This window comes from Hoeflea sp. TYP-13 (genome assembly GCF_040932035.1).
GTDB lineage: Bacteria > Pseudomonadota > Alphaproteobacteria > Rhizobiales > Rhizobiaceae > Hoeflea_A.
This window is the reverse complement of sequence record NZ_JBFRBB010000001.1, coordinates 947,596-973,031: the sequence shown is the minus strand read 5'-3', so window position 1 is coordinate 973,031 and position 25,436 is coordinate 947,596. Positions and strand designations below refer to the sequence as shown.

The window sequence follows — 25,436 nt, the reverse complement described above, 5'->3', positions numbered from 1 at the left end:
ATGACGTCATTTTCACCGGTACGCGCGGTTGAGCGTACGCTTTTGATACTCGAACATCTGAACCAGAACCGGGTGACGCGCGTTTCTGACCTGCATGATGCGACCGGACTGCCGAAGCCGACAATCGTGCGTCTGCTGCAGACACTGGAACAGACCGGATATGTGTCTAACGATCCACGTCACGGTGGCTATCAGGTCACCTCGAAAGTGACCTCATTGAGCGCAGGATTTCATGGAGACCCGCTGGTGGTGGAGGCAGGCCGCGCCCATGCGGCGGCCCTGACCAACCACTTCATGTGGCCGGCGACGATCGCAATCCTGCATGACGATTGTGTCATTGTGCGCTACTCAACCATTCCCGACAGTCCCAATTCGCCATTCCACGCCACGGTCAATATGCGGCTGTCCCTCAACCATCACGCGCTGGGTCTTGCGTATCTCGCGTTCTGCCCTCCCGAACAGCAAAACATGCTGATCAAAATCCTGATGCAGCGCGAAGAAGGCAGCAAGGCAAAGATTGCCGAAAAGGAAACTCTTTTGCGGCGCAAATTAAGGACCGTCAAAGAACAGGGCTTTGCTGAGCGCGACGCCAATATGGAACCGCGATCGTCCAACACGATTGCCATGCCGGTCATGAACGGCGAGCGTGTACTCGGCACGCTCGGCATTACCTACTATCGAGCCGCCCACCGGCGCCAGGATGCCGTTCAAAAGTTTTCCGGCAAGCTGCAAACAGCGGTCAACAGAATTTCAAGGGACATCAGCCGCTTGAGCTAGCGGGACGAAGGCATGGCACTTCAAACGGCATCGGTTGCGCTGTGAAAATGTGCGACGGTTCGGCTCTCGCCCTCATGTCCGAAGTGGTCAAACCTCTTTTCCGTCGGTGTTTATGCCTTCCGCCTTGACGCGGCCCCAGGGTATCTTCGTCCAGGCCAGTTCGTGCAGAAAGTAGCTGAAAAACCCGACAAGTGAGCCGGTAATTGCGATGCCGCCACTCGCCGAAACGGATCTAGTGAACAGCAGGCCAATGAGCGTCATTGTTGCAACTCCGGCGAGCTGCCACGTTACGGACTTTGTGAAGAGTCTCTTTTTGCTGTCCATCCTGGCGTCCAATCTGAAAATCTGTTTGTTTTCCATCCTCTATCGCAATTGCTCCGGGCTGGACATTCTGTGTTTACGCTGCAATATATCTGCTTTGGTGACTTTATTCTGCATTGGTGTTAGAAATGGACAGGCGAGATCGTTCCGAAATGTTCAAGGGCCGCTTGCACGAGGCGATGGAGCACGAAAAGGTTTCGCGCAGCGAACTGGCGAGGAAAACAGGAGTCGACCGTTCAACGATCGGTCAGCTCCTCAATGCCGACTTGCCGCGCCTGCCCAATGGACAGCTTGTGGCCGACCTTGCCTCGGCACTTGGCGTGAGCGCGGACTGGCTCTTGGGGCTGACAAACCGGCCCGAGCGGCCCGGAGATATTGTTGCCGCCGCAATGGCTCTCAGCCCCGCGGAGCGCAGCTCCGCCGACGAACAGCTTCTAGCCTGGCACCGGGAATCAGCCGGTTACAAGATACGGCATGTTCCGGCGACCATGCCCGACATTTTGAAAACGGAACGGATGCTGGACTGGGAATATTCCTCGTTTCGCGGCAGGCATTTGGCGCAAGCGGTCGAATCAACGCGCGGCCAGCTCGATTGGTTGCAGACGGGCGCATCGGACTATGAGATATCGCTGCCGATCCACGAGCTTAAAGCCTGCGCCGAAGGCACCGGGTATTACGAAGGGCTTTCTCAGGACATTCGAAATGAACAATTGCAGGTGATTTCCGCCACGTGTCGGGAAATGTTCCCCAGGCTCAGGATCTTTCTGTTCGACGCGCATACGGAGTTCAGCGCCCCCGTTACCATATTCGGTCCCAACCTTGCCGTTGTCTATATCGGTCAATGCTATCTGACATTCCGCGAGCTGGACCGGGTGCGTTCTTTAACCGAACACTTTGACTGGCTGGTCCGTGAAGCCAAGGTGGATGCACGTCATGTTCCGGACCATATCAATTCCCTGATCAAACAATGATCATCGGCCCTGCGCGGATTTGATATAGAGTGACAATGGTCCGGTACTCCACCTCCAATATCGGTGCATGTTGAACCGTTATTTGGGGGACCATTATATGAAAGAAGAGACAGAGATCAGAAAGACCTACGTTGGTTTGGACGTATCAGTGGCCGATACGCATATCTGCGCTCTTGATGATGGTGGCGCGAGACCTTTCGAAGGAGCGGTTCCATCGGAACCGGATGCCATCGCGGAGATCATTCGACAACACGCCGCCAACTGCGAACGCGTAGCTGTTGTGACAGGAGCGACCGCCCCTTGCCCGAACGGCTGGTATTTGTCGTTCGGGTCGAGATCATGTTGACTTATGTGACGTTACTATGGGGCGGCGTCCTTCATCTCGATCAGCTGAATAAGGTTCCCACAGGTATCGTCTAAAACCGCCATGCGAACCGGCCCAGCATCCATTGGCTCAACAGTAAACTCTACGCCAAGGTCGCCCAACCTTTGCCGCTCCGCGTCAAGATCTTGCACCTGAAAAGAGTGTGCAGGGATGCCATCTGAAACCAGTGCTTCCTTGTAGGGTTTCACAGCAGGGTGGTCGCTTGGCTCGAGCAGCAACTCTGTTCCTTCGGGGTCTTCGCTCGACACGACTGTCAGCCAACGATTTTCCCCCAATGGGATATTGTTTTTCACCGTGAAGCCGAGAACATCAGTGTAAAATTTTTCTGCCTTGTCTTGTTCGTCGACAAAGACGTTAGTCACATAGATTTTCATGTTTTTTCTCCGTTCTGTTTGTAATTCACGAGCCATGCTGCAGCAGCGATATGATCTTCGTTGACGCTCAACGAATGGGCTTTCGTCCGTCCCTTCCATGTCGTCTCGATCAACCCAGCTTTCTCCAAAACAGCTAGATGCTGGGAAATCGTCTGTCGGGACAAAGCGATGCCATCCTCTGCAACCGATGCCGCGCATACCTCGAACAATGACTGAGCGGGTTGTTTGCTCAGATGGTCGATGATGCGGCGGCGCGTGCTGTCAGAAAGAGCCTTGAAAATAAGATCGAGCTGATCATCTGTCATCAGTTCTAATATGCAGTAATTTTACTGCATATCAAGTTTGATTGCGAAGCGGACCTCACAATTGGCGGAACGAACGGCAGTTTCGTCCGCGTTGCAGTCGTTAAGGTGCGTTTATTGAAAGGCCGCTTTTTTGGACATGCGCTCTTGACACAAGGGACCGTTGTCAAGGGACGATCACTGTCGGATATCCGCGCTCCGGCTGTGCTGCTCGCGCAGTGTATCGGCTGACTGCCGGACGACCTCGGAAATCTGTATGAGCTGCATTGCCAGCGGGCTTGTCTTTCGCCAGACCATGCCGATTGTCCGCGAGGGTTGGGGACTGTTGAAGCGGGCAACGGACACCGAAGCCGAACGTGTCTCCACGGCCACCGCCATTTCCGGGATCAAGGTAACACCGATGCCGGCACCGACCATCTGGACCAGGGTGGAAAGGGAACTGCCATCCAGCAACTCGCGTGGAAGCGCCGAGCGCAAATTGCAGAACGACAGTGCCTGGTCGCGAAAACAGTGTCCCTCCTCAAGAAGAAGCAGGCGCATTTCACGGAGCATTTCACGATCGGGCACCGGCTTTCCCTCATCCTCACCAGGCCGGACCAGAACGAACTCCTCGGCAAACAGCGCTACCTCGGTCAACCAGGGTTCCGACACCGGCAGAGCAACGATTGCCGTATCAAGACGGCCATCCGCCAGTTCCTGAATCAATTTCGCGGTCTGGGTTTCGCGCACATGAATATCGAGGCCTTCATGCATGCGCGTGAGGTTGCCGATTATCGTGGGCAGCAGGTAAGGCGCGATTGTCGGGATAACGCCTATCCGCAACCGACCGACAAGCTGCTCCTGCGAGGCACGCGCCAGGTCTCCCAGTTCATTCACCGAGCGCAGGATGTCGCGCGCCCGCACGGCAAACTCCTCTCCAAAGCCGGTAAGCCGGACCTGGCGTGCACCTCTCTCGAAGAGCTCCGTCGCCAGTGTTTCTTCCAGCTCCTTGATCTGCATCGACAATGCCGGCTGGGAGATCGCACAGGCATCAGCCGCGCGCCCGAAGTGACCGTGCCGTGCAAGGGCATCGAAATATCGAAGCTGTTTGAGGGTCAGATTCATCATAAGATGATCTTATCACAACAATCAGTAAATCCAACTTAAACTAATGGATTGGCTTTGATATAGGAGGTAAAGCGACGATCAGGAGCAGCCAGTGCCAATACCGCTTCGTGTCACCTAGACTGACAATGCAGATGTCACTGATTTCCCGAACATCTGCTATGCTGACACTTTGGGTTCGCACAGGCCGTGAAACCGGCCCGCTATGCAATACATAAATGATGTTCGTCCTTTGAACAGTTCAATTCAGTTAGCCTCAATGGGAGAGAAATATGGACGGAAAAAATGCTGAGAACGCAGGCAAATGCCCTGTAATGCACGGAAGCACGTCACTTGGCGCCAGGTCTAACCGGGACTGGTGGCCCAATCAGTTGAATCTGAAGATGCTTCACCAGAACTCTTCCCTGTCCGATCCGATGGGCGAGGCGTTCAATTACGCCGAGGAATTCAAGAGCCTCGACCTTGAAGCGTTGAAAGCCGATCTCTATGCGCTGATGACGGATTCGCAGGACTGGTGGCCGGCCGACTTCGGTCACTACGGTCCGCTTTTCATCCGCATGGCGTGGCACAGCGCGGGTACATACCGCACGGCGGACGGCCGTGGGGGCGGGTCGTCAGGCACGCAGCGTTTTGCACCGCTCAACAGCTGGCCCGACAACGTCAACCTCGACAAGGCACGCCGGCTGCTGTGGCCGATCAAGCAGAAATACGGCCGGAAAATCTCCTGGGCCGACCTGATGATCCTTGCCGGCAACTGCGCGCTGGAATCTATGGGCTTCAAGACCTTCGGTTTCGCCGGTGGACGCGAAGACGTCTGGGAGCCGGAAGAAGACATCTACTGGGGTGCCGAAGACGTCTGGCTGGAAGACAAGCGCTACACGGGAGACCGGGATCTCGAGAACCCGCTCGCTGCCGTTCAGATGGGCCTGATCTATGTCAATCCGGAAGGGCCGAACGGCAATCCGGATCCGGTTGCCGCTGCACATGACATTCGCGACACCTTTGGCCGCATGGCCATGAACGATGAGGAGACCGTTGCGCTGATCGCCGGTGGTCACACTTTCGGCAAAACGCATGGCGCGGGCGATGCGGCGCTTGTCGGCCCCGAACCCGAGGCCGCCGGCATTGAAGAGCAGGGCCTTGGCTGGAAGAGCAGCTTCGGCAGCGGCAAGGGCGGCGACGCCATCGGCAGCGGCCTGGAAGTTATCTGGACGACAACACCGACAAAATGGAGCAACAACTTCTTCTGGAACCTGTTCGGCTATGAATGGGAACTGACAAAGAGCCCGGCCGGCGCCCAGCAGTGGATCCCGAAGGGCGGCATGGGAACAGGCACGGTGCCGGATGCACATGATCCGTCAAAGCGCCAAACGCCGTCGATGCTGACCACAGACCTCTCTTTGCGCTTCGATCCCGAATACGAAAAGATATCGCGGCGCTTTTATGAAGACCCGGACGCGTTTGCAGATGCATTTGCCCGGGCCTGGTTCAAGCTCACGCACCGCGACATGGGTCCCCGTTCGCGCTATCTGGGCGCTGAAGTCCCGGCCGAAGAGCTGATCTGGCAGGATCCGGTTCCGGCAGTCGATCATGAACTGATCGACGAGGATGACATTGCCGGTCTCAAGGCGAAAATCCTCGAATCGGGGCTGTCTGTTTCAGAGCTGGTCTCGACCGCTTGGGCATCGGCAGCCACCTTCCGCGGCTCCGACAAGCGTGGCGGCGCAAACGGCGCACGGATCCGTCTCGCGCCGCAGAAGGACTGGGAAGTCAACCAGCCCGCGCAGTTGGCGAAGGTGCTCGAAACTCTCGAAGGGGTTCAGCAGGACTTCAACAGCGCGCAGTCGGGCGGGAAAAAAGTGTCCCTCGCTGATCTGATCGTCCTCGGCGGCTGCGCCGGCGTGGAACAGGCAGCGAAGAACGCCGGACACGATCTGACGGTGCCGTTCACGCCGGGCCGGACCGATGCGTCACAGGAACAGACCGACGTGGAATCCGTCGCCGTACTCGAGCCGGTCGCCGATGGGTTCCGCAACTATCTCAAGGGCAAATACACCGTATCAGCGGAGGAGCTTCTGATCGATCGTGCGCAATTGCTGACCCTGACCGCGCCCGAAATGACTGTGCTGGTTGCCGGCATGCGCGTATTGAACGCCAATGTCGGACAGTCCCAAAACGGCGTATTTACCGATCGGCCGGAGACACTCTCCAATGATTTCCTGGTGAACCTTCTCGACATGGGTACGGCCTGGAAGGCGACTTCAGATGAAGGTGATGTCTTCGAAGGGAGCGATCGCGACAGTGGCGAGCCGAAATGGACCGGCACCCGTGTCGACCTCATCTTCGGTTCGAACTCCCAGCTCCGGGCCGTTGCGGAAGTCTATGCAAGCCAGGACGCGCAGGAGACATTCGTGCGCGACTTTGTAGCTGCCTGGGACAAGGTGATGAACCTCGACCGGTTCGACCTTGCCTGACCTAGTCATATGACATTCGAGCGCGGCTGGAACCCGGCCGCGCTCCGAAGCAAATCCGGGTTGGCTCTAAACCCGCCGGTCGCGATTGAGTTCGTCCATCAACCCGTCGAGCATCTGTTGCGCGTCATTTTTCAGATTTGTGTAGAGACAGTTGCCGCGCGCGTCGACGCCCACCGTCAGCGGGCCAAGTTGTTTGACCCGCAAACGGGTCAGGCGGAACTGGACGATAAAATCCTCCCACGCGACGTCGACAACATCGAGAACCGCCTCCGAAGTCAGCGCGCTGGCGCCGCCGATGAAGGAGAGATAAACGCAGCCGTGCTTTTTCATCGCCGCAATGGTTTCAGGCCCGACCCCGCCCTTGCCGCCAATGGCTTTCACACCGGTTCCGGCGATGATCGTCGGAAGATACGGTTCGAACCGGGTGCTCGTTGACGGGTTGATATAGCGGCTGACCTTTTTGCCGCCCTGTTCTTCGACATAACAGCCGACCTGGCACAGTATGCCGTTCTCAATATCCATCGGCAGTTTCTTGCCGGCATCGATGAACTCCGCGATCCGCTTGTGCGTCGGCAGACCGACGGTGACGACGATGTCGCCAGTCAGATAGACGAGATCGCCGATTTCGAGCGTTTGAATATCGGCATCCGTGAGCGGCAATGTCAGTTCATGGGTCTTGCTCATTCAGGCCTCTATTCGACGCGCTCGATTTCGCCGGAATTATAGATGCGGGCACGGGTGCGCCTGTTGATCCAGCAATTGAAACAGACGGCGACCGGGGTGAAGCCATGGCCGGCGGAAAAGTCGATATGGATGCCGAGCGCCGTGGTATCACCGCCCTGCCCCATTGGCCCGAAGCCGGTCTTGTTGATGGCCTTCAACAGGCGCTTTTCCATATCGGCCAGGATCGGCTCGGGATTTTCCGTTCCCATCGGACGCAGTGTTGCCTGTTTCGCCATCTTGGCGGCGTGATCGAAGGAGCCGCCTATGCCGACGCCGATCATCACCGGCGGACAGTGTTGCGAGCCCGCCCGGATGACGGTTTCCATGATGTATTTTTCGATGTCCTCAAGGCTCGGATAGACAAAGATCTCCAGTGCCGCCCAGCGGCCGGAACCCAGCGCCTTCGGCGAACAGGTCATGTCAATGTAATCGGCGCCGTCGATCACGTCCCAACTGACAATGGGCATGTCCTTGCCCTTGTACGAGCGCTCGTTGGTCAGCGGGTTCTGCACGAATTTCAAAAGCGGAGGATCGATACGGCCTACCAGATCCTCGAAACCGTCGGCAAAGGCGCGCTTGATGTCGCCGGAAAACACGGCCTGCGAGCCGATCTTGACCGAATAGACCGGAACGCCGGCATCCGAACACAAAAACCGGTCTTTTTCCTCGGCCCTTTCAGCACTGCGGATCATGAAATTGAGCACTTTTTTGGCGCCCTCGCCGCTCTCTTCCGCATAGGCTTCGGCCAGCCGCAGCTTGGTGTCTTCGGGGATCTTCTTCAAAGACCATTCATAGAGATCGGCGGAAACCTGTTTGATCTGATCGTAGGAAATCACGGTCTCAATCCTGCTCGGTCTTGTGATAGGGACGCGGCATGGCAAAACGTTCACCGATGGTCGCGAAATCGAGATAACCCAATCGGGTCAGATGCTGCACCTTATCGTAATCCACCAGTCCGCCGGTCAGGCAGTCTTCGGCGATGTGCACGCCAACCACCTGCCCAAAGACAACGGTGCTCGGGTTTTCCTCCCTTTCGGTCGGCAGGTGCAGGATATCGATGGTTTTGCATTCGAAATGGATCGGCGATTCCGCCACCCGGTGCGGCTTGACGATCCGTGACGGTTCGGGTGTCAGGCCAACCTCATGCATTTCATTGATATCGGCCGACCATGACGTCGAAGATAAATTGACCTTTTCCCGCAGTTCGTAGGTCGCGACATTGTAGACGAATTCACCGGTTTCCTTCGCATTCACCCAACTGTCCTTGGGCTTTCCATCGGCTTTCAGACCGTTGCAGGCAAAGGCAACCGTCGGCGGAAAATTGTGCACCAGGTTGAAATAGCTGAAGGGCGCCAGGTTTCCGATCCCGTCCTTGCTCAGGGTGGAAATCCAGCCGATCGGGCGTGGCGCGACGCAGGCGGCAACCGGATTGTGGGGCAGACCGTGCCCGTTTTTGGGTTCAAAAAACATGTTTTTCTTTGTGCTGTTTCAACAGGGTGAAGACCTCACGCTACGCCTGATCATAGGCATTGCGCACCATGGTAATGAAATCGGCATCACCATTGCCGGCTTCACCATGGGCTTTGAAACTGGCAAGCGCGGCGGCGATGGCGGGGGTGTCGACACCCAACCGATCCGCCGTTTCGGTAAAGAGCGTCAGATCACCGACAACGCCGTCGACAGTAAAACTCACGGCATCGGACTGCCCCAATATGACCGGTGCCTTGCCTGCAAGGGACCCGTTTGCCGCGGGACTTCCAGATAGAATTTCCAACATCTTTTCAGCGCTTAAACCGGCTTTCTTTCCAATCTGCATTGCCTCCTTGAGGCACTGCCAATAGCCGGTCAGCATCATGTTGTTGACAATCTTTGCCGCTGCGCCCGCGCCCGGTTCACCGACGTGGTGAATGCGGTTGGAAAGGGCTGCGGCGATCGGCATGAAACGCGCGACATCCTCTTCCTTTCCGCCGATATAGATTCCGGCCCTGCCGCTCGCGACCATCTGCGGCCAGCCGGAAATCGGTGCGTCGATCGCCGAACCACCGGCGGCTTCGATTGCTGCAATACGGCTGCGCAATGTATCGGGACTGACAGTGCTGGTATCAACGATCAGCCTGCCATCCAGTCGGCTACGGCAAATCTGGTCAAGAACCGTGATGACGGCAGCATCGTCCGGGAGCGACAGAATGGCCACATCACATTCTTCAAGGAGGGAGGCAATGTCCGGCTTTGCCTCTATTCCAAGAGCCTCGGCATCCTGTTCTGAGACGCCGCGCCTCGTCCACGCGGAGACGATGAATTCCGCTTCCGCCAGGCGCGAGGCCATGGCGCTTCCCATTTTTCCCAGCCCGATGATTCCGACGTGCATGTCAGGCCGCTTTGATTGATCATTTGTCATGCAACATTACTAGGCCATAGAAAACGCATGCGAAATCAAATTCCAAATGCGTTTCACGTGTTGAAATTGCAGGGCAAACCAATCATCAGGTCAGCGGCTTTCCGCATTTCAGCCTTCACTGTGCTACTTCCATGGCAGTTTCGACGATGATGTCCCCGATCAACGCGCAGTCTTCCAGCGAAAATGTCAGTGGCAGCCGCATGTCGAAAAGCGCCGCCATGATTGCATCCGTTCGCGGCAGATCCTGTTCCCGCATGTAACGCCAGGAGCCGTGTGCGGAGGTAAAACCATTGGGCTCTGTGCCGCCGAACCATTTCAGTTCGACGCCCCGCGCAGCACAGGCGTCAAGCAGGCCGCGGCAAGCATCCGGGTCAAGCGACGGGACGCGGAACTGGATTGACGAGCCGACCATGTCTTCGCTTTCCGGGCGTTCGGGCATGGCGATGGCGTGGCATCTTCGCAATCGCGACGCGACGGCCTCGTATCGCTCGTTCCAGCGCGCGATGTTGTCATCCAGCCCGCGCAGTTGCGGTCTGAGGATCGCGGCACGCAACGCATCCATCCGGGCCGACATGTTGGGCATTTGATAGCGCGCCTCGCCGAATTGGGATTCATCGGGCCCCGCGCCGTGTTGGGCATACAGCATGTAGCTTCCCGAAAGCATCGTGGCGCGGGCCATCAGATCGGGATCGTCCGACGTCAGCAAACCGCCCTCTCCTGAATTCAGGTGCTTGTAGGTCTGCGTCGAAAAACATCCGGCCAGTCCGAAACTGCCCGATCGCCTGCCGTTCCAGCGCGTGCCCATCGTATGGGCGCAATCCTCGATCACCTTCAGACCATGCCGTGCAGCTATTTCCATCAGCCGGTCCATATCGCAAAGGTGGCCCCGCATATGGGACACGAGCAGGTATTTTGCACCGCTGCCGCGCGCCTTTGCGTCGAGATCATTCATGTCCAGCCGCAGGTTCTCGTCAATTTCGACGAGCACGGGATCGCCGCCCACCGCCGCAACCGCACCGGGCACCGGCGCCAGCGTGAAGGCGTTTGTGAGAACCCTGTCTCCGGGTCCGACACCCGAAGCCCGCAGCGCAATCTGCATCGCCTGCCCACCTGATGCCGTCGCGAGACAATAGGCGCTGCCCTGCCAGTCGGCATATTCCCGCTCCAAAAGCGCGGTTTCACCGGGTTCGCCCTCGGCCAGGTTGTAGCGATGCAGGCGACCGCTGCGCAAAACAGAAACCGCCGCATCGATTGCGTCCTCAGGGATCGGCTCCTGCTGTGTGAAACTGCCTCGGAATGAACGAGATGCCATGAATTGGTCCGCCCTGTTGTTCAGCCGGTGATTTTGGCGATCGACGGCATATCATAGGCAAAAGGGCTGACGGTGCATGTGACCAATTCCGAAGAACAAACCAGTCACGCTGCTTCGCGCCATTCACGGCAATCGGGCCTTGTACTCGTCCGATATCAGGATTCATTTCATTGGCTTACGGCCCGGGCCGTAGGCATCGCTTCACTCACTTCACAAACAGAATCACGCGCTGCTGCCGGTCGTCAATCCGAACCGTTCCGGCTATGAAGGACAGTCAGGCATCGTGCTGCAGCACACCCGGTCGCATCGGTGCGCGGCTTGCTTCGTTGTTTTCCTGCATGAGATTGCGCAGCAATTTCATCAGAATATCGTATTCTTCGCGCTCGAGCGGTTGCGTGAAACGGCGCTGTGCCTCGATCATCCTGGGCTGTACCGCTTCAACGAATGCATGACCTTCATCGGTGATGCGCGCAAGCTTGGCGCGTTTGTCCGCCACGCTGACCGGCCGTTCAAGCAGGCCGCGCCGCTCCAGTCGCCGGATGACATCCGCGACGGTATTTCTGTCAGCGCCAATCTGGTTGGCAATGGTGACCTGGTCGAGTGTCTCTCGATCATAGAGCACTGTCAGGACACCGAACTGCACAGGCGTGATGTTGAATTCGCTGCACTCTTCCAAAAACAGAGCGACATGAATCTGATGCAGCCGCCGGATGAGAAACCCCGGCCGATCCCACAAGCTGGTAAAGTCGCGTCGTTTCGGTGTCGTCTCGTTCATAACGTTTCGATTTCCATGGATCGGTTGCAGGCAAATTGGCTGAAAAGTGATTACCCAATTTTTTCACTTATTTAAAGCTTAAAGCCTTTCCTTCGCCAGCCGAGGGCCATCAGGCCTGCAAACCTGCCGCATCCATTCTTCAATGCCACCTCACAATCGACGCCGTTTGAACCGGAGCTTGCAGCACAGCGGCGAGACAGACACTGACGCGGTCATTAGCGTTGACTCCCGAAAATTACGTAGTATACTACCTATTATGCAAACGGGCTGTCATACAGCTGTTTCTTGCACGCACTTTTTACTCAATGTTCTTCCGGGAGGCAGTTGGATGGGCTGGACAATAGGTGTGGATGTCGGCGGAACTTTCACCGACTTTTACGCGGCCAACGACGAAGCGGGCATTTTTCATGTCGGAAAGACGCCCTCAACGCCAGCAAACCCGGCACAGGCGATCCTGTCGGGTCTCTCTGACCTGTGCGAACGGTATGAGATTCCGCTTGATGACATCGAACGCCTCTCCCATGGAACAACAGTTGGCACCAACGCGCTGATCCAGCGGACCGGCAGCGGTGTCGCCCTTGTCACGACCAAGGGTTTTCGGGATCTGCTGGAAATCGGTCGCCAGACACGTCCTCATATGTATGACCTGCAAAACGATCACCCCGCTCCGCTGGCCGACCGTGAGCATCGCATAGAGCTGGACGAACGCATTGGCGCACAGGGCGAGGTCGTCCGCAGCCCGACCGATGCCGATATTGATGCAGCCATCGATGCGGTGATCGCCAGCGGAACCGGCGCCTGCGCCATCGGCTTCCTCTTCGCCTTCCGCAATTCGGAACATGAGGAGAAATTCGCCGCCGCGCTTCGCTCGCGCGCACCGGAAATCGCCGTATCGCTGTCGTCGGAGGTGCAGCCCGAATTCCGCGAATACGAACGGCTTTCAACAACGGTTCTCAACGCCTATCTGCAGCCGGTCATGTGGGAATATCTGCAGACGCTTGAAAAGGGTGTTGCGGACCGTGCTCCTGACGCCAACCTGGGCATCAACCAATCCAGCGGTGGCCTGATGTCGGTGAAACGGTCGCGGGAGTTTCCCGTCCGCACGGCGCTTTCCGGTCCGGCTGCAGGAGCCGTGGGCGCAGCCCATGTCGCCCGCCAGACCGGTCGCCGGAACATCATCACCCTTGATATGGGTGGCACCAGCGCAGACGTCGCCCTGATCCGCGACTACAAAGTCGATCTTGCATTCGACCGCGACGTTGCCGGCTTCCCGATCCGGATGCCCTGCGTCGACGTTGAAACAGTCGGTGCGGGTGGTGGTTCGGTTGCTTGGTTCGACCGTGACGGTCTGCTGAAGGCCGGTCCGATCAGCGCCGGGGCCTATCCGGGCCCCGCCTGTTATGGAAACGGCGGCGACCAGCCGACCACGACCGACGCCAATCTTCTGCTGGGACGCCTGTCGTCCCGGGGCCTGCTCGACGGCGATATGGGGCTCGATCCCGAACTGTCGCGCAAGGTGTACCAGCCGATAGCCGACCGCCTCGGATTTTCCGTAGAACGCACGGCACACGGCGTTCTCGGCATTGTGGTCGCCAACATGGTTCGCACGATCCGCACCATTTCTGTGGAACGCGGCCATGACCCGCGTGAATTCGTCCTGATGCCCTTTGGCGGCGCCGGCCCGTTGCACGCCCGCGACGTGGCGGTGAGTCTGGGGATGCACGAAATGGTCGTACCGGCGGCGCCCGGGATCGTCTGCGCGCAAGGGCTGCTGGTCTCCGATCTGAAGGAAGATTTCGTATCGAGCCGGCGTTTTGCCATCGATGAGGATGGCGTCAAGGTACTGGCGCTGACGCTGGAGGAACTGCACGACCGGGCCGTCGAGTGGTTCGACGGCGAAGACGCCCCGCAAGGCGGGCGGCATGTGCAGTTGGTGGTCGACGCCCGCTATGTCGGCCAGAATTTCGAGCTGGCCGTTCCGGTTGCCGGCGGTTCGACGCTCAGCGGAACCGATGTGCCCAACGCGGCGGACCTTCATGCGGCCTTCTGCAAGGCGCATGACGTGGCCTACGGTTATTCGAGCGACACCGACCCGATCGAAATCGTCAACGTGCGGCTTTCGGCCAGCGCCAAGCTGCATGAATTCCCCGACAAACCGGATGTGGCCGGTGATCCCGGCACGCCGACCCCGCGCGACCGGCGCCCGGTGTATTTCGAGGCTCATGAACCGGTCGAGGCCCGGATCTATGATCGCGCGGAAATGCAGCCCGGCCAACGCATCACCGGTCCGGCGGTCATCGAGCAGATGGACACGACGACGCCGGTCTATCCCGGCGACGTCGCGGAAATGACGCCCGACGGACATTTGATCATCAAAATCAATAAGGAGGGCACAGCATGAGCATCGACGCCCCTGAACTCGACCCTATCCGGCTGGAGATCATTGCCAACGGGCTGCGCTCGATCGCCGATGAATGCTTTGTGGCGCTGATGCGGTCGTCCTATTCGACCAACATCAAGGAACGCAAGGACCACTCGATTGCTATCGTCGACCGTGAAGGCCGGCTTGTGGTGCAGGCGGCGCTGACGCTGCCGATCCATATCGCGTCCATGGGCGGCTTGATGAAATGCGTGCTGGAAAAGTTCGGCGATGACATCCACGAAGGTGATATATTCGTCGCCAACGACCCTCACACCGCCGGGGGCACGCACCTTCCGGACATCAACTATGCGATGCCGATTTTCGTCGAGGGCGAGTTGGTCGCCTTTGTCTGCAACATCGCCCACCACGCCGATATCGGCGGTATGGTTCCAGGCTCGATGGCCGGTGGCATGTCGGAGATTTATCAAGAAGGCCTGCGCATTCCCGTGGTCAAGCTGTTTCGCAGGGGCGAGCTGCAGCAGGACATCATGGACATCATGCTGTTGAACGTGCGCGTGCCCGAAGAACGGCGCGGCGACCACAATGCGCAGATTGCCTCATGCAGGCTGGGCCAGCGACGGTTCATGGAAGTTGTCGGGGTCCACGGGCTTGAAAACGTCCTGACCGCATTCGACGAGATCATCTCGCGCACGGCAACGCGCATGCGGGCGATCATCGCCGAAATCCCCGACGGGGTTTACGAATTCAGCGACTTCATGGACGGCGACGGCATTGATACGTTCGATATCCCGATCTGTCTGAAGCTGACGGTGAGCGGCGACCGCATCCATCTGGATTTCTCGGGCACCAGCCCGCAGGTAAAGGGCAACATCAACACCACGATCAACGCGGTGCAGGCCAGCGTGAATTATGCACTGATTGCCGCCCTTGATTCAGAGATGCCCAGCAACCAGGGAGTGCTAGATGTCGTGGACATCCATGCAGAATCCGGGTCGCTGCTGAGCTGCGAATTTCCCGCGCCTGTTGCGGCACGGGCGCATGCCTGCCAGCGGGTGATCGACGTCACGCTCGGTGCGCTCAGCAAGGCGCTGCCAGACAAGGTAATCGCCGCAGCCAATGGAGCCAACACCACCGCGGTCTTTTCCGGCGTCGATCCGCGTACCGGAAAACCCTACCTCTATTTTGAGACCCTGGGTGGCGGCATGGGCGCACGGGCGACAAAGGACGGCAAGGACGGGGTGCAGGTGGGCATCACCAATACGTCGAACCTGCCGGTGGAATCGATCGAGCAGGAATATCCGCTACGGGTCGAAGAATACAGTTTCGTTGAGGATTCCGGCGGTGCGGGCAAGTTCCGGGGCGGTATGGGACTGCGCCGGGTTCTGACCCCGGTGGATCATGAATGCGTGTTTAACGGAGCGGGCGAACGGTTCCGGTATCAGCCCTGGGGGCTGTTCGGCGGCGAGGACGGCGCTTCGGGGCGGTTCCTGATCCGCGACAAGGACGGCGAGCGGCGATTGGATGACAAGCCAAACGAGGTGGAAGTCCGGCTCGGCGCCCTCATAGCGGTCGAGACGCCGGGGGCCGGCGGTTACGGTAATCCCGCAGAACGCGACCCGGAAGCGGTCGCGCGGGATCACAACAGCGGCAAGTACTCTGACGAGTTTGTCGATCGCCATTACAAGCAAGCAAACTGACGGAGTAAGGCAAATGCACGTTTATTCCATGGTTCGGCCAAAGAAGCTTTCCGCGATACCCGATGCGATCGCGCGGGCGGAGCGGCTCGGTTATGACGGCACCACCCTTCTGGAACTCACCGTTCCGCCGACGCTTTCGGCCGCTGCCGGTGCGATGGTGACGGAAAAGATCAAGATGATGACGGGGGTGTTTGTCGCCTTCCCGCGCAGCCCGATGGCCACCGCCTATGACGCCTGGTCGCTGAACGAATTGTCGGGAGGCCGGTTTCAACTGGGTATCGGCTCGCAGATCAAGGCGCATCTGACCCGTCGCTTCGGCATGGATTTTCAGCCGCCCGTAAGGCGTATGAAGGACTACATCAACGCGCTGCGGGCGATTTGGGACTGCTGGCAGAACGGCACCAGGCTCGACTATGACGGGATCTACTACAAGCACAATCTGATGATCCCCTACTACAACCCGGGGCCGCTGGAATCCGGCTTCCCGGAAATACACCTGGCGGCGATCAACAAATATATGTGCCGTCTGTGCGGCGAACTCGCCGATGGCCATCTTCCCGGCGATCCGATCACCTGGAAATGGCACGAGGAGGTTATGCTGCCGAACCTTGAAATCGGCCTGGAACGCTCGGGCCGAAAGCTGAAAGACCTCGACCTCGGCGGTTACGGCTTTATCGGATGCGCCACGTCGGATGCCGGCATCGACAAGGTGGTCAAGGGGCTGAAGGAGCGCGTGGCGCTTTATGCCTCGACACCCGAATACAAGGAAATGCTGTCAATGCACGGCTGGACCGTCAGCCAGGAGGATTTCGCGGCCATGACCCGCGAAAACAAATGGGAGGAGATGGGCAATCTCGTAACCGACGAGATGCTGGAAGCCTATGCGGTGATCGCCAAGCCGGATGCGTTGCCGGGTGCGCTGAAGAAGCGCTACGGCGGAAAGGTCAACCGAATCCAGATCGACGAAACCTGGTTCGAAGGGCTGACCGACGAGCAAGTCGGAAATCTGGTTACCGAAATCAAGAAGATCTAGTGGGGCGGCATGAGCACGAGCGCAAACATGGACAGCATCGCGACGGACCGCGACTTCATTGCCGAGGAATGGGCGCGTCTTTGCGGGCGTGACCCGGACTCGCTCGCCGTTGCCGAGCCCGACCGGCAGATTACCGTGGGCGAACTCATCGCCCAGTCCCGGGCCCGGGCCGGACAATTGATCGCGCAGGGCGTCACCCCGGGCAGCCGTGTCATTGTCGCGCGGCCCAATGTCATTGAATTCGTTGTCGACTACCTGGCAATCCGGCTGTGCGGTGCGGTCCTGGTCAATTTGCCATGGGCAGCGGGAACCAGCATCACGGAACTGGCAGAAATCCTCGATGCAAGCTGCGTCATCCTGACCGAACATCTCGTCGGCGACAATCCTTTGTTCGACCAGTTGGGAGAACGCCGCTTCCGCCCGAATGAGGATGCACCCATCGGCCCGGAAGAGCCCATCGCAACGAAGCCGGACGATATCGTCTGGCTGGCCTGCACATCGGGCACGACCGGCACGCCGAAAGCTGCGATGCATACCGCTGCGACACTCGAGCGGCAAACGGAAGTCTTTGCGCAGCATTTCGGCCTGACGGCGGATGATCCGATCCTGGTTTCATCGCCTGTGGGTCACGCGGTGGCGCTTTTGTTCGGGGTTCGCATGTCCCTGTTGCTGAATTCGGTCATGGTTCTGGTGCCGCGCTGGCGCATCGAGACGGCGGTTGACCTGATCGAGCGGCACGGATGTACTTTCACGGTCGCCCCCACGCCGTTTCTCATGGATGCGGTGACGTGGGCAGAGGAAAATGGCGGCGACCGGTTAAAGACGCTGCGTTTCTTCCCTTCCGCCGGCGCGCCGGTGCCACGGCCGCTGGTAAAGCGCGGGCTCAAAGCACTGCCGAACTGCCAGATCTGGTCCTATTTCGGCACCTCGGAGGCCGGGGCCGTGACGGCGGTTCCGCTCGACGCGGAACTTGAACGTCGGCTCGAGACAGACGGCATTGCCCTGCCCGGCACAACAACACGGGTGGTCGACGGCGAGCTGGAGCTTCACAGCCCGCAGCAGATGATGACCGGCTACTGGAGCGGCGATCCGGGTGGAAAGCTGAAACCCGATGGCTGGTACGCTACCGGCGACGCCGCCGAACAGCGTCCGGACGGCTATATCCGAATGATCGGACGGGCCCGCGATATCATCCTGCGGGGCGGTGAGAACATCTCACCGCTGGAAATCGAGAATGTGCTTCTCGGGCATCCGGCGGTGACCGATGTCTCTATCGTCGGTTATCCGGATGACAGGCTTGGCTCACGCCTTGCGGCCGTGGTCGTTGCGGCAGGTGAGGTCACGCTCAACGATCTGCGGGCGCATTGTGAAGAGGTCGGTCTGGACAAGGCCAAATGGCCTGAATTCATGACTGAGATTGACGAGATCCCCCTGTCGGCCATCGGAAAAGTGCGTCGCAACGATCTCGAAGAACTGGTCCAGAAACAAATCGAACAACGCAAGTCGGCCTGAGGGCCGGGCAAAAGGCACGGGAGAACAAGATGGCAAGGGTTCAGGTCGGATTTCACGTAGACGGAGACGTCTGGGAACCCGAACAGCTCACCGGGGTCGAGGAGGCCGGCTACGACTTCCTGACCACGGGCGAGCACATGGTTTTCTTTCGCCCCATTCTCGACGTCGTCACGGTTCTCGCCCATGCGGCGGCGGTGACTAAAAAGATCAAGCTGATACCGTCGACGCTGATCCTACCGCTGCGGCATCCGACCATCATGGCCAAGGAACTCACATCGCTCGATATCCTGTCGAAGGGCCGGCTGGTCGCATCGGTCGGCATTGGCGGCGACTATCCGCGCGAGTTCCAGGCCTGCGGCGTTTCCATGGGCGAGCGCGGCAAGCGGGCCAATGAAGGCATCGAGATCATGCGCAAATACTGGAGCGGAGAGCGCTTCAGCTATGACGGCGAGATTTTCAAGCTGGAGGACGTCGACATGCTGCCGACGCCGCACCAGCCGGGCGGCCCTCCCCTTTGGGTCTGTGGCAGGAGCGATCCGGCCATGCGCCGCGCCGCGCGCCTTGGCGACGGCTGGCAGCCTTATATGTACACGCCGGACCTGCTGGCGGAATCGGTGCAGAAGATCAGAGGCTTTGCCGAGGAATACAATCGTCCGCTGGCCGATGATTTCGCCTTTACCAGCTTCATGTATGTCAGCATGCATGACGACGTTCAGGAGGCGCGCAACCGTGCCATCGAGCAGCTCAGCTTCCGCTTCAACATGCCGTTTGAAAAGATAGTCGACAAATATTGCGCCTACGGCCCTTCGGACAGGATCGTCGAGCAACTCGGTCAGTATGTACAGGCCGGTGCGAACCACATCGTTATCGCGCTCGTCATGCCGCCGGAAGAGCGCATGGACTATGTCAACAAATGCGCTACGGAAATCCTGCCGCAATTGCAGAAAATGACCACGGTTTGAGGGGAACCCATGAGCAACCAACTCACGGTATCGGACATACAGGAGCGGATCAGCCGATCGCTGTACCATCAGCTCTTCCGCCCGCAGGTGCTGGAGGTTGATAACGAGCGGCAATCGCTGGTTCTCAAGGTTCACTGGCGTCCCGAATTCGAGCGCCAGCCCGACACCAACCAATGGCATGGCGGTGTCATTGCCTCACTGGTCGATATAGCCGGTTGCTATGCTCTGATGCTGGTCGCGGCAGGACCAATGCTGACGCTCAATTTCAGCACCGACTTTCTAAGACTTGCCGGCGCATCGGACCTGACAGCCACCGCGAAAGTGCGGCGGTCCGGGCGAACGGCGGGCTTTGTGGACGTCGATATTTGCGACGATGACGGAACCCTGGTCGCCGTCGGCCGCGCCTGCTACGCGATCCGGCCACCGAAGAACAATGTTTAACCGTCAAGAATTGAAACTGGTTTGGGAGGACTGAACCGTGACCGACAAAATCAAAATTGCAATCATCGGCGGCACGGGCGCGCTGGGCGCCGGACTGGCCCTTCGCTGGGCAAGGGCCGGCCATGCCGTGACAATCGGTTCGCGCGATGGTGCGCGGGCAAAGGAGATAGCAGGCGAGCTGTCGGCCAAGGCCGGAGCCGAGATTGCCGGGCTGGAGAACGCGGAGGCCGCCGCACAGGGCGACATCGTTGCTGTGACGGTGCCCTATGCCAGCCACGCAGCCACGCTTGAAACCATTCGCCCGCATCTTGACGGCAAAATCCTGATCGATGTCACTGTCCCGCTGATGCCACCCAAGGTGCGCACCGTGCAACTTCCCGAGGGCGGATCGGTCGCCAAGGCAGTGCAACAAATTCTGGGCGAGAACGTCCGTGTCGTCTCGGCTTTTCAGAACGTTGCAGCTGCGCATCTGGCCGATCTCGATCACGCTATCGACTGCGATGTGCTGGTATGCGGAAACGACCCTGAGGCGCGGAACCAGGTCGTTGCGCTTGCGACCGACGCCGGCATGAAAGCCTGGCATGCGGGGCGGATCGACAATTCAGCCGTTGCCGAAGCGTTGACATCGGCGTTGATCTTCATCAACGGTCAGTACAAGATTCCCGGTGCCGGTATTCGAATCACAGGCGATCCAGCGCCAGCTCAGAGCTGACAGCGACATGACCAAGGCCTTGACCATTCAGGCGCTCGACAATTTTCCCATGATCGTTCCCGGAGACGATCTGGCGCATATTGTTGTCGATGTTCTGAAGAGCAACGGCCTGACACTTGAAAACGGCGATATTGTCGTCCTAGCGCAAAAGATCGTCTCCAAATCGGAAGGCAGGCTGGTTGATCTGAACACGGTCGTTCCGAGCCAGCGGGCCAGAGACGTGGCTGAGGCCACGGACAAGGATCCACGGCTGGCGGAGGTGATCCTGTCCGAAAGCCGCGCGGTCATTCGTCAGGTGCCGGGTGTTCTGGTCACCGAACACCGCAACGGCTGGGTCATGGCAAATGCCGGTATAGACGCTTCCAATGTCGCCTCTGAGGATGGTGAAGACAACGTGCTGCTACTGCCTACCGATCCTGACCGGTCCTGCGGGGAGCTTCGAGAGCAGTTTCGCATTCGCGCGGATGCTGATGTCGGTGTCATCATCAATGACAGTTTCGGCCGTCCGTGGCGGCTCGGGACAACGGGCGTGGCGATTGGCGCTGCCGGCGTTCCAAGCCTTTGGGACCAGCGCGGCGAAAAGGACATGTTCGGCCGTGAACTCCAAGTCAGTCAGCAGGCGATTGCCGACGAACTGGCCGCAACCGCCTCTCTTGTTCAGGGACAGGGCGCAGAGGGCCGGCCCGTGGTTCTGATCCGCGGGCTTGAATTCAGCGCATCGGACAACGCCCCTGCCCGGCCCGCGGCGGACCTCATCCGCGACATATCCGAGGATTTGTTCCGATGAGCAACGACCGTATCCTTGCCCTGTCCGGTGGCGTCGGCGGCGCAAAGCTGGTCCTCGGCCTTTCACACGCACTGCCCGCCGAACGGCTGCTGGTCGTAACCAACACCGGCGACGATTTCGATCATTTCGGCCTGCGGATCTGCCCCGATACCGATACGGTGATCTACACGCTTTCAGACCTTGCAGACCGCGAGCGCGGCTGGGGCCGTGCCGGCGAAAGCTGGGGTTTCATGGAAGCCATGCGCCAGATCGGCGGCGAGGATTGGTTCAATCTCGGCGACCGCGACCTTGCCCTGCATGTCCTGCGCACGGACCGGCTCAATAAGGGTTCAAGCCTCAGTGCGGTCACGGCGGAAATTTCGGACGCGCTGGGCATCAAGATTCCCATTCTTCCAATGTGCGACCAGCCCGTCGCAACCATGGTCGATACGCCCGAAGGCCGACTTGCCTTTCAGCACTACTTCGTTCGCGAGCGTTGCGCGCCCACGGTGACCGGCTTTGAATTCGAGGGTATCGAGAAGGCACAGCCCAACCCGGCAGTTGTTGCCGCGCTGAAGGAAAATCCCGCGGTGATCATCATTGCGCCTTCAAACCCTTTCGTCAGCGTCGCGCCGATCCTCGCCGTGCCGGAACTGAGCAATATGTTGCGTAAAAGCGGAGCACCCATTGTCGCCGTCTCGCCCATCGTCGGCGGCGAAGCGCTCAAGGGACCTGCGGCAAAGATGATGAAGGAACTGGGCATGCCGGCTTCGGCCCTTGAAATCGCGCGGCATTATCGCGGGTTTATCGACGGGCTGGTCATCGACGAAATGGACGCCGAACTCGCACCCGCCATTGCCGATCTCGGAATGGAGGTCGAGGTTGCACCGACCATCATGAACGATCTGAACGACCGCATTGAACTTGCCAACCGAACCGTCGGCTTTGCCGCCCGGCTGAGTGGAGGTATTGAACGTTGACCAAGATCATAATCCCGATAAAGAACCTCACGCTGGCCAAACAACGCCTTTCCGGTGTGTTGACCCCTTCAGAACGCTCCGGGCTGGTGCTGGCCATGCTGGAGGATCTGCTTGCAACCGTCAGTGCGCTCGATCACAGCGGCGCCCTTGTTGTCGCAAGCAACGATGCGGTGTTCGACATCGCCCGCAAATATGGAGCGCAAACGGTCCGGGAAACGCAGGCGAAGGGTTATAACGAGGCGGTCATTCTCGGACTGGCGGAAGTTTCATCGGAACGGAATGCCGCCATTCTGCCGGGCGATATCCCACTGGCAACAAGCACGGAAATTGCCGCGCTGATTGCACCGGCGGACAAAAGCGCAAAAACCATTCGTCTTGTCGCAGCGCGTGATCAGGAAGGCACCAACGGGCTGTTCCTTTCCGCCAAGGGCCACATCCGGCCGGCTTTCGGCCCGAACAGTTTTGCCGGCTACAAATATGCATCACAGACGTGCGGAATTCAGCCGGAGATACTGGACGCCCCGGGCATGGCCCTCGACATAGACACACCCGCCGATCTTCACGATCTGGCAATGTGCACCGCTGCCGGCGCCACACATGAGTTTCTCGGCAAATTGCGCGGCTCGGTGACTAACCAGATGATCGACAGGGGGGCAGCATGAACACCATGATGATCAATATCGGTGCAATGGCATCGCGCCTGTCAGAGGCAGAGGCTTTTGCGCTGCTTGAACAGCCGCAGGACGCCCTGCTTGCCCGCGCCGCAGCGGTTCGCGACACCGGCCATGGCAGGCTGATCAGCTATTCGCGCAAGGTGTTCATCCCACTGACCCAGTTATGCCGCGACGTCTGCCATTATTGCACTTTTGCAAAGGCGCCAAGAAACCTCGGGGCCGCCTATTTGAGCCCGGCGGAAGTGCTGGAAATTGCCCGGCAGGGCAAGGAGGCCGGTTGCAAGGAAGCGCTATTTACCCTCGGCGACAAGCCGGAACTGCGCTATGCGGCGGCGCGCAAGGCGCTGGATGATCTGGGCTATGAATGCACCCTTGCCTATCTGCGCGCCATGGCCGAAATGGTCTTCCGTGAGACCGGCCTGTTGCCGCACCTCAATCCGGGCATCATGGATACGGATGAAATCGCGTCCCTTCGGGAAGTTTCCGTGTCGATGGGCATTATGCTGGAAAGCGTGTCGCCGCGGCTCCTGGAACGGGGCGGTTGCCATCACGGTTCGCCCGACAAGGATCCGACGGTCAGGCTTGCCACGATTGAAGAAGCAGGCCGGCAGAAGGTGCCGTTCACCAGCGGCATCCTGATCGGTATCGGCGAAACCCGGCGCGAGCGGATCGAGAGCCTTTTGGCCCTGCGCGATCTCAATGATCGCTACGGCCATGTCCAGGAAATCATCATCCAGAATTTCCGCGCCAAGCCGGGCACGCGCATGGCTGACGCGCCGGAACCGGACCTTGCCGACCTGCAATGGACAATTGCCATTGCTCGGCTGATATTCGGGCCGGACATATCGATCCAGGCACCGCCGAACCTTTCTGCCGGATGCACCTCCGAATTGCTTGCCAGCGGCCTGAACGACTGGGGCGGCGTGTCACCGGTTACGCCCGACCACGTCAATCCGGAAGCCCCCTGGCCGCATCTCGACCATCTCGCGGACGATACCGCTTCTTGCGGCAAGATCCTTGTTGAAAGGCTCGGCATATATCCGCGATTTGCCGAGGACGGAGATCAGTGGCTCGATGCCGGCCTTCGGTCGCAGGTGCTTGACGCAATCGATGCGGACGGACTGGCACGCACCGATGACTGGTTTCCCGGCATTGCAGAGCAAACGCTGCCGCGACAAAAACGAACACCGAATTTCATCAAGGACCGGGCACTCGACCGGATCCTCGACCGAGCCATAGACGGCAGTGATTTGCGGCTGCCCGAAATCGAGCGGCTGCTGGCAGCGCGTGACGGAGAAATCCGGCAGGTCACCCGGGCCGCAGATACACTGCGCCGAAGGGTCTGCGGCGATACCGTCAGTTACGTCGTGACGCGCAACATCAACTATACGAATATCTGCTATTTCAAGTGCCGTTTCTGCGCTTTTTCAAAGGGCAAGATGAGCGAGAACCTGCGAGGCCGGCCCTATGATCTCGGCCTTGATGAAATTACCCGAAGGGCCAAAGAGGCCTGGGACCGCGGTGCAGTGGAGGTCTGCCTCCAGGGCGGCATTCACCCGAACTATACCGGCCGGACCTACCTGGAAATATTGAAAGCGATCAAATCCGAAGTGCCGGGACTTCATGTCCATGCGTTTTCGCCGCTTGAAATCCATCAGGGCGCACAGACACTCGGCATTCCCATTGCCGCCTTTCTCGAACAGCTGATCGATGCGGGGCTCGGAAGCCTGCCCGGCACCGCCGCCGAGGTCCTCGATGACGAGGTGCGCGCGCGCCTTTGCCCGGACAAGATCAACACCGACGAATGGTTCGAGGTTGTCGATACAGCCCACCGGCTGGGACTGAAAACCACCGCCACGATCATGTTCGGCCATATCGATCAGCCCCGGCACTGGGCCAGGCACCTTCTCAGGCTGCGCGAACAGCAGCAACGCACCGGCGGTTTCAGCGAGTTCGTGCCCCTGCCCTTCGTTCACATGGAAGCGCCGATCTACCTCAAGGGCGGCTCCAGACGCGGTCCGACATGGCGTGAGGCGCTGCTGATCCATGCGGTGGCGCGGCTGACACTGAACCCGCTCATCACCAATATTCAGGCATCATGGGTGAAGCTTGGTCCGCAAGGCCTCGCGGCTTGCCTGTCCGCCGGCGTCAACGATATCGGCGGTACGTTGATGAACGAGACGATCACCCGCTCTGCCGGGGCCGAACACGGCCAGGAAATGACGCCCGAGGCCATGGAGGCGCTGCTCGAAAAACTCGGCAGGCCGTCACGCCAGCGCACGACCCTTTACGGCAATGCCACGCCCGAGCGCCGCCAGGCATCATTGACCGCGCCAGCAATTATCTGACTGTAACTTAAC

24 protein-coding genes are annotated in these 25,436 nt (G+C 59.1%); 14 read left to right on the top strand and 10 right to left on the bottom strand.

Annotated features, from left to right (window positions below):
* Positions 1 to 777, top strand: a complete 777-nt coding sequence (locus tag ABVT35_RS04520) for a DNA-binding transcriptional regulator (protein ID WP_368465087.1) — start codon at positions 1 to 3, stop codon at positions 775 to 777.
* Between the two features lie 87 nt (positions 778 to 864).
* On the opposite strand, the gene ABVT35_RS04515 is transcribed toward ABVT35_RS04520, so the two are convergent.
* Positions 865 to 1,101, bottom strand: a complete 237-nt coding sequence (locus ABVT35_RS04515; protein ID WP_368465086.1) for a DUF2061 domain-containing protein — start codon at positions 1,099 to 1,101, stop codon at positions 865 to 867.
* Between the two features lie 125 nt (positions 1,102 to 1,226).
* Here ABVT35_RS04515 and ABVT35_RS04510 point away from each other — a divergent pair, with 125 nt between their 5' ends.
* Positions 1,227 to 2,069, top strand: a complete 843-nt coding sequence (locus ABVT35_RS04510) for a helix-turn-helix domain-containing protein (protein ID WP_368465085.1) — start codon at positions 1,227 to 1,229, stop codon at positions 2,067 to 2,069.
* A gap of 360 nt (positions 2,070 to 2,429) precedes the next feature.
* Here ABVT35_RS04510 and ABVT35_RS04505 read toward each other — a convergent pair whose 3' ends face one another.
* The 3 genes from ABVT35_RS04505 to ABVT35_RS04495 form a co-directional block, all read right to left on the bottom strand.
* Positions 2,430 to 2,828, bottom strand: coding sequence for a VOC family protein (locus ABVT35_RS04505; RefSeq protein WP_368465084.1), 399 nt, complete (start codon positions 2,826 to 2,828; stop codon positions 2,430 to 2,432).
* Complete coding sequence (locus ABVT35_RS04500; protein ID WP_368465083.1) at positions 2,825 to 3,133, bottom strand: ArsR/SmtB family transcription factor; 309 nt, start codon at positions 3,131 to 3,133, stop codon at positions 2,825 to 2,827. The genes ABVT35_RS04505 and ABVT35_RS04500 overlap by 4 nt, the downstream gene beginning before the upstream one ends.
* A gap of 174 nt (positions 3,134 to 3,307) precedes the next feature.
* Positions 3,308 to 4,237: a LysR substrate-binding domain-containing protein gene (locus ABVT35_RS04495; protein ID WP_368465082.1), complete on the bottom strand. Its 930-nt coding sequence runs from the start codon at positions 4,235 to 4,237 to the stop codon at positions 3,308 to 3,310.
* A 269-nt stretch (positions 4,238 to 4,506) separates the two neighbouring features.
* On the opposite strand from ABVT35_RS04495, the gene katG reads away from it, so the two are divergent.
* Positions 4,507 to 6,708 (top strand): catalase/peroxidase HPI, encoded by a 2,202-nt coding sequence (gene katG / locus ABVT35_RS04490; RefSeq protein WP_368465081.1) that lies wholly within the window; start codon positions 4,507 to 4,509, stop codon positions 6,706 to 6,708.
* Between the two features lie 66 nt (positions 6,709 to 6,774).
* Here katG and ABVT35_RS04485 read toward each other — a convergent pair whose 3' ends face one another.
* From ABVT35_RS04485 to ABVT35_RS04460, 6 genes are all read right to left on the bottom strand, one after another.
* Positions 6,775 to 7,392, bottom strand: coding sequence for a fumarate hydratase C-terminal domain-containing protein (locus ABVT35_RS04485; RefSeq protein ID WP_368465080.1), 618 nt, complete (start codon positions 7,390 to 7,392; stop codon positions 6,775 to 6,777).
* 8 nt (positions 7,393 to 7,400) lie between these two features.
* On the bottom strand, positions 7,401 to 8,267 hold the full coding sequence (locus tag ABVT35_RS04480; RefSeq protein WP_368465079.1) for a fumarate hydratase: 867 nt from the start codon (positions 8,265 to 8,267) through the stop codon (positions 7,401 to 7,403).
* A 4-nt stretch (positions 8,268 to 8,271) separates the two neighbouring features.
* Positions 8,272 to 8,901, bottom strand: a complete 630-nt coding sequence (locus ABVT35_RS04475; RefSeq protein WP_368465078.1) for a flavin reductase family protein — start codon at positions 8,899 to 8,901, stop codon at positions 8,272 to 8,274.
* Positions 8,902 to 8,941: 40 nt separating this feature from the next.
* Positions 8,942 to 9,829, bottom strand: coding sequence for an NAD(P)-dependent oxidoreductase (locus ABVT35_RS04470; protein ID WP_368465077.1), 888 nt, complete (start codon positions 9,827 to 9,829; stop codon positions 8,942 to 8,944).
* Positions 9,830 to 9,944: 115 nt separating this feature from the next.
* On the bottom strand, positions 9,945 to 11,141 hold the full coding sequence (locus ABVT35_RS04465) for a DegT/DnrJ/EryC1/StrS family aminotransferase (RefSeq protein WP_368465076.1): 1,197 nt from the start codon (positions 11,139 to 11,141) through the stop codon (positions 9,945 to 9,947).
* Between the two features lie 274 nt (positions 11,142 to 11,415).
* Entirely contained in the window at positions 11,416 to 11,916 is a 501-nt protein-coding gene (locus ABVT35_RS04460; protein WP_368465075.1) for a MarR family winged helix-turn-helix transcriptional regulator, read from the bottom strand.
* A 328-nt stretch (positions 11,917 to 12,244) separates the two neighbouring features.
* Between ABVT35_RS04460 and ABVT35_RS04455 the strand changes: the two genes are divergently transcribed.
* From ABVT35_RS04455 to cofH, 11 genes are read left to right on the top strand one after another with little or no spacing between them, the layout of a single operon-like run.
* Positions 12,245 to 14,317 (top strand): hydantoinase/oxoprolinase family protein, encoded by a 2,073-nt coding sequence (locus tag ABVT35_RS04455; RefSeq protein ID WP_368465074.1) that lies wholly within the window; start codon positions 12,245 to 12,247, stop codon positions 14,315 to 14,317.
* Positions 14,314 to 15,996 (top strand): hydantoinase B/oxoprolinase family protein, encoded by a 1,683-nt coding sequence (locus ABVT35_RS04450; protein ID WP_368465073.1) that lies wholly within the window; start codon positions 14,314 to 14,316, stop codon positions 15,994 to 15,996. The genes ABVT35_RS04455 and ABVT35_RS04450 overlap by 4 nt, the downstream gene beginning before the upstream one ends.
* A 13-nt stretch (positions 15,997 to 16,009) precedes the next feature.
* Positions 16,010 to 17,029 (top strand): TIGR03617 family F420-dependent LLM class oxidoreductase, encoded by a 1,020-nt coding sequence (locus ABVT35_RS04445; RefSeq protein ID WP_368465072.1) that lies wholly within the window; start codon positions 16,010 to 16,012, stop codon positions 17,027 to 17,029.
* A 9-nt stretch (positions 17,030 to 17,038) separates the two neighbouring features.
* Positions 17,039 to 18,541: a class I adenylate-forming enzyme family protein gene (locus tag ABVT35_RS04440; protein WP_368465071.1), complete on the top strand. Its 1,503-nt coding sequence runs from the start codon at positions 17,039 to 17,041 to the stop codon at positions 18,539 to 18,541.
* A gap of 29 nt (positions 18,542 to 18,570) precedes the next feature.
* Entirely contained in the window at positions 18,571 to 19,503 is a 933-nt protein-coding gene (locus ABVT35_RS04435) for an LLM class flavin-dependent oxidoreductase (RefSeq protein WP_368465070.1), read from the top strand.
* Between the two features lie 9 nt (positions 19,504 to 19,512).
* The gene (locus ABVT35_RS04430; RefSeq protein ID WP_368465069.1) at positions 19,513 to 19,944 is read left to right on the top strand and encodes a PaaI family thioesterase; all 432 of its coding nucleotides are present in this window, start codon (positions 19,513 to 19,515) and stop codon (positions 19,942 to 19,944) included.
* 37 nt (positions 19,945 to 19,981) lie between these two features.
* A complete protein-coding gene (gene npdG / locus ABVT35_RS04425) occupies positions 19,982 to 20,656 on the top strand; it encodes an NADPH-dependent F420 reductase (RefSeq protein WP_368465068.1) in 675 nt (224 codons plus the stop codon).
* Positions 20,610 to 21,443, top strand: coding sequence for a coenzyme F420-0:L-glutamate ligase (cofE, locus tag ABVT35_RS04420; protein ID WP_368465067.1), 834 nt, complete (start codon positions 20,610 to 20,612; stop codon positions 21,441 to 21,443). Before npdG ends, cofE begins: the two co-directional genes overlap by 47 nt.
* Positions 21,440 to 22,402, top strand: a complete 963-nt coding sequence (gene cofD, locus ABVT35_RS04415) for a 2-phospho-L-lactate transferase (RefSeq protein WP_368465066.1) — start codon at positions 21,440 to 21,442, stop codon at positions 22,400 to 22,402. Before cofE ends, cofD begins: the two co-directional genes overlap by 4 nt.
* The gene (cofC, locus tag ABVT35_RS04410) at positions 22,399 to 23,064 is read left to right on the top strand and encodes a 2-phospho-L-lactate guanylyltransferase (RefSeq protein WP_368465065.1); all 666 of its coding nucleotides are present in this window, start codon (positions 22,399 to 22,401) and stop codon (positions 23,062 to 23,064) included. The genes cofD and cofC overlap by 4 nt, the downstream gene beginning before the upstream one ends.
* Positions 23,061 to 25,424, top strand: coding sequence for a 5-amino-6-(D-ribitylamino)uracil--L-tyrosine 4-hydroxyphenyl transferase CofH (gene cofH / locus ABVT35_RS04405; protein ID WP_368465064.1), 2,364 nt, complete (start codon positions 23,061 to 23,063; stop codon positions 25,422 to 25,424). The genes cofC and cofH overlap by 4 nt, the downstream gene beginning before the upstream one ends.
* Positions 25,425 to 25,436 lie beyond the last annotated feature (12 nt).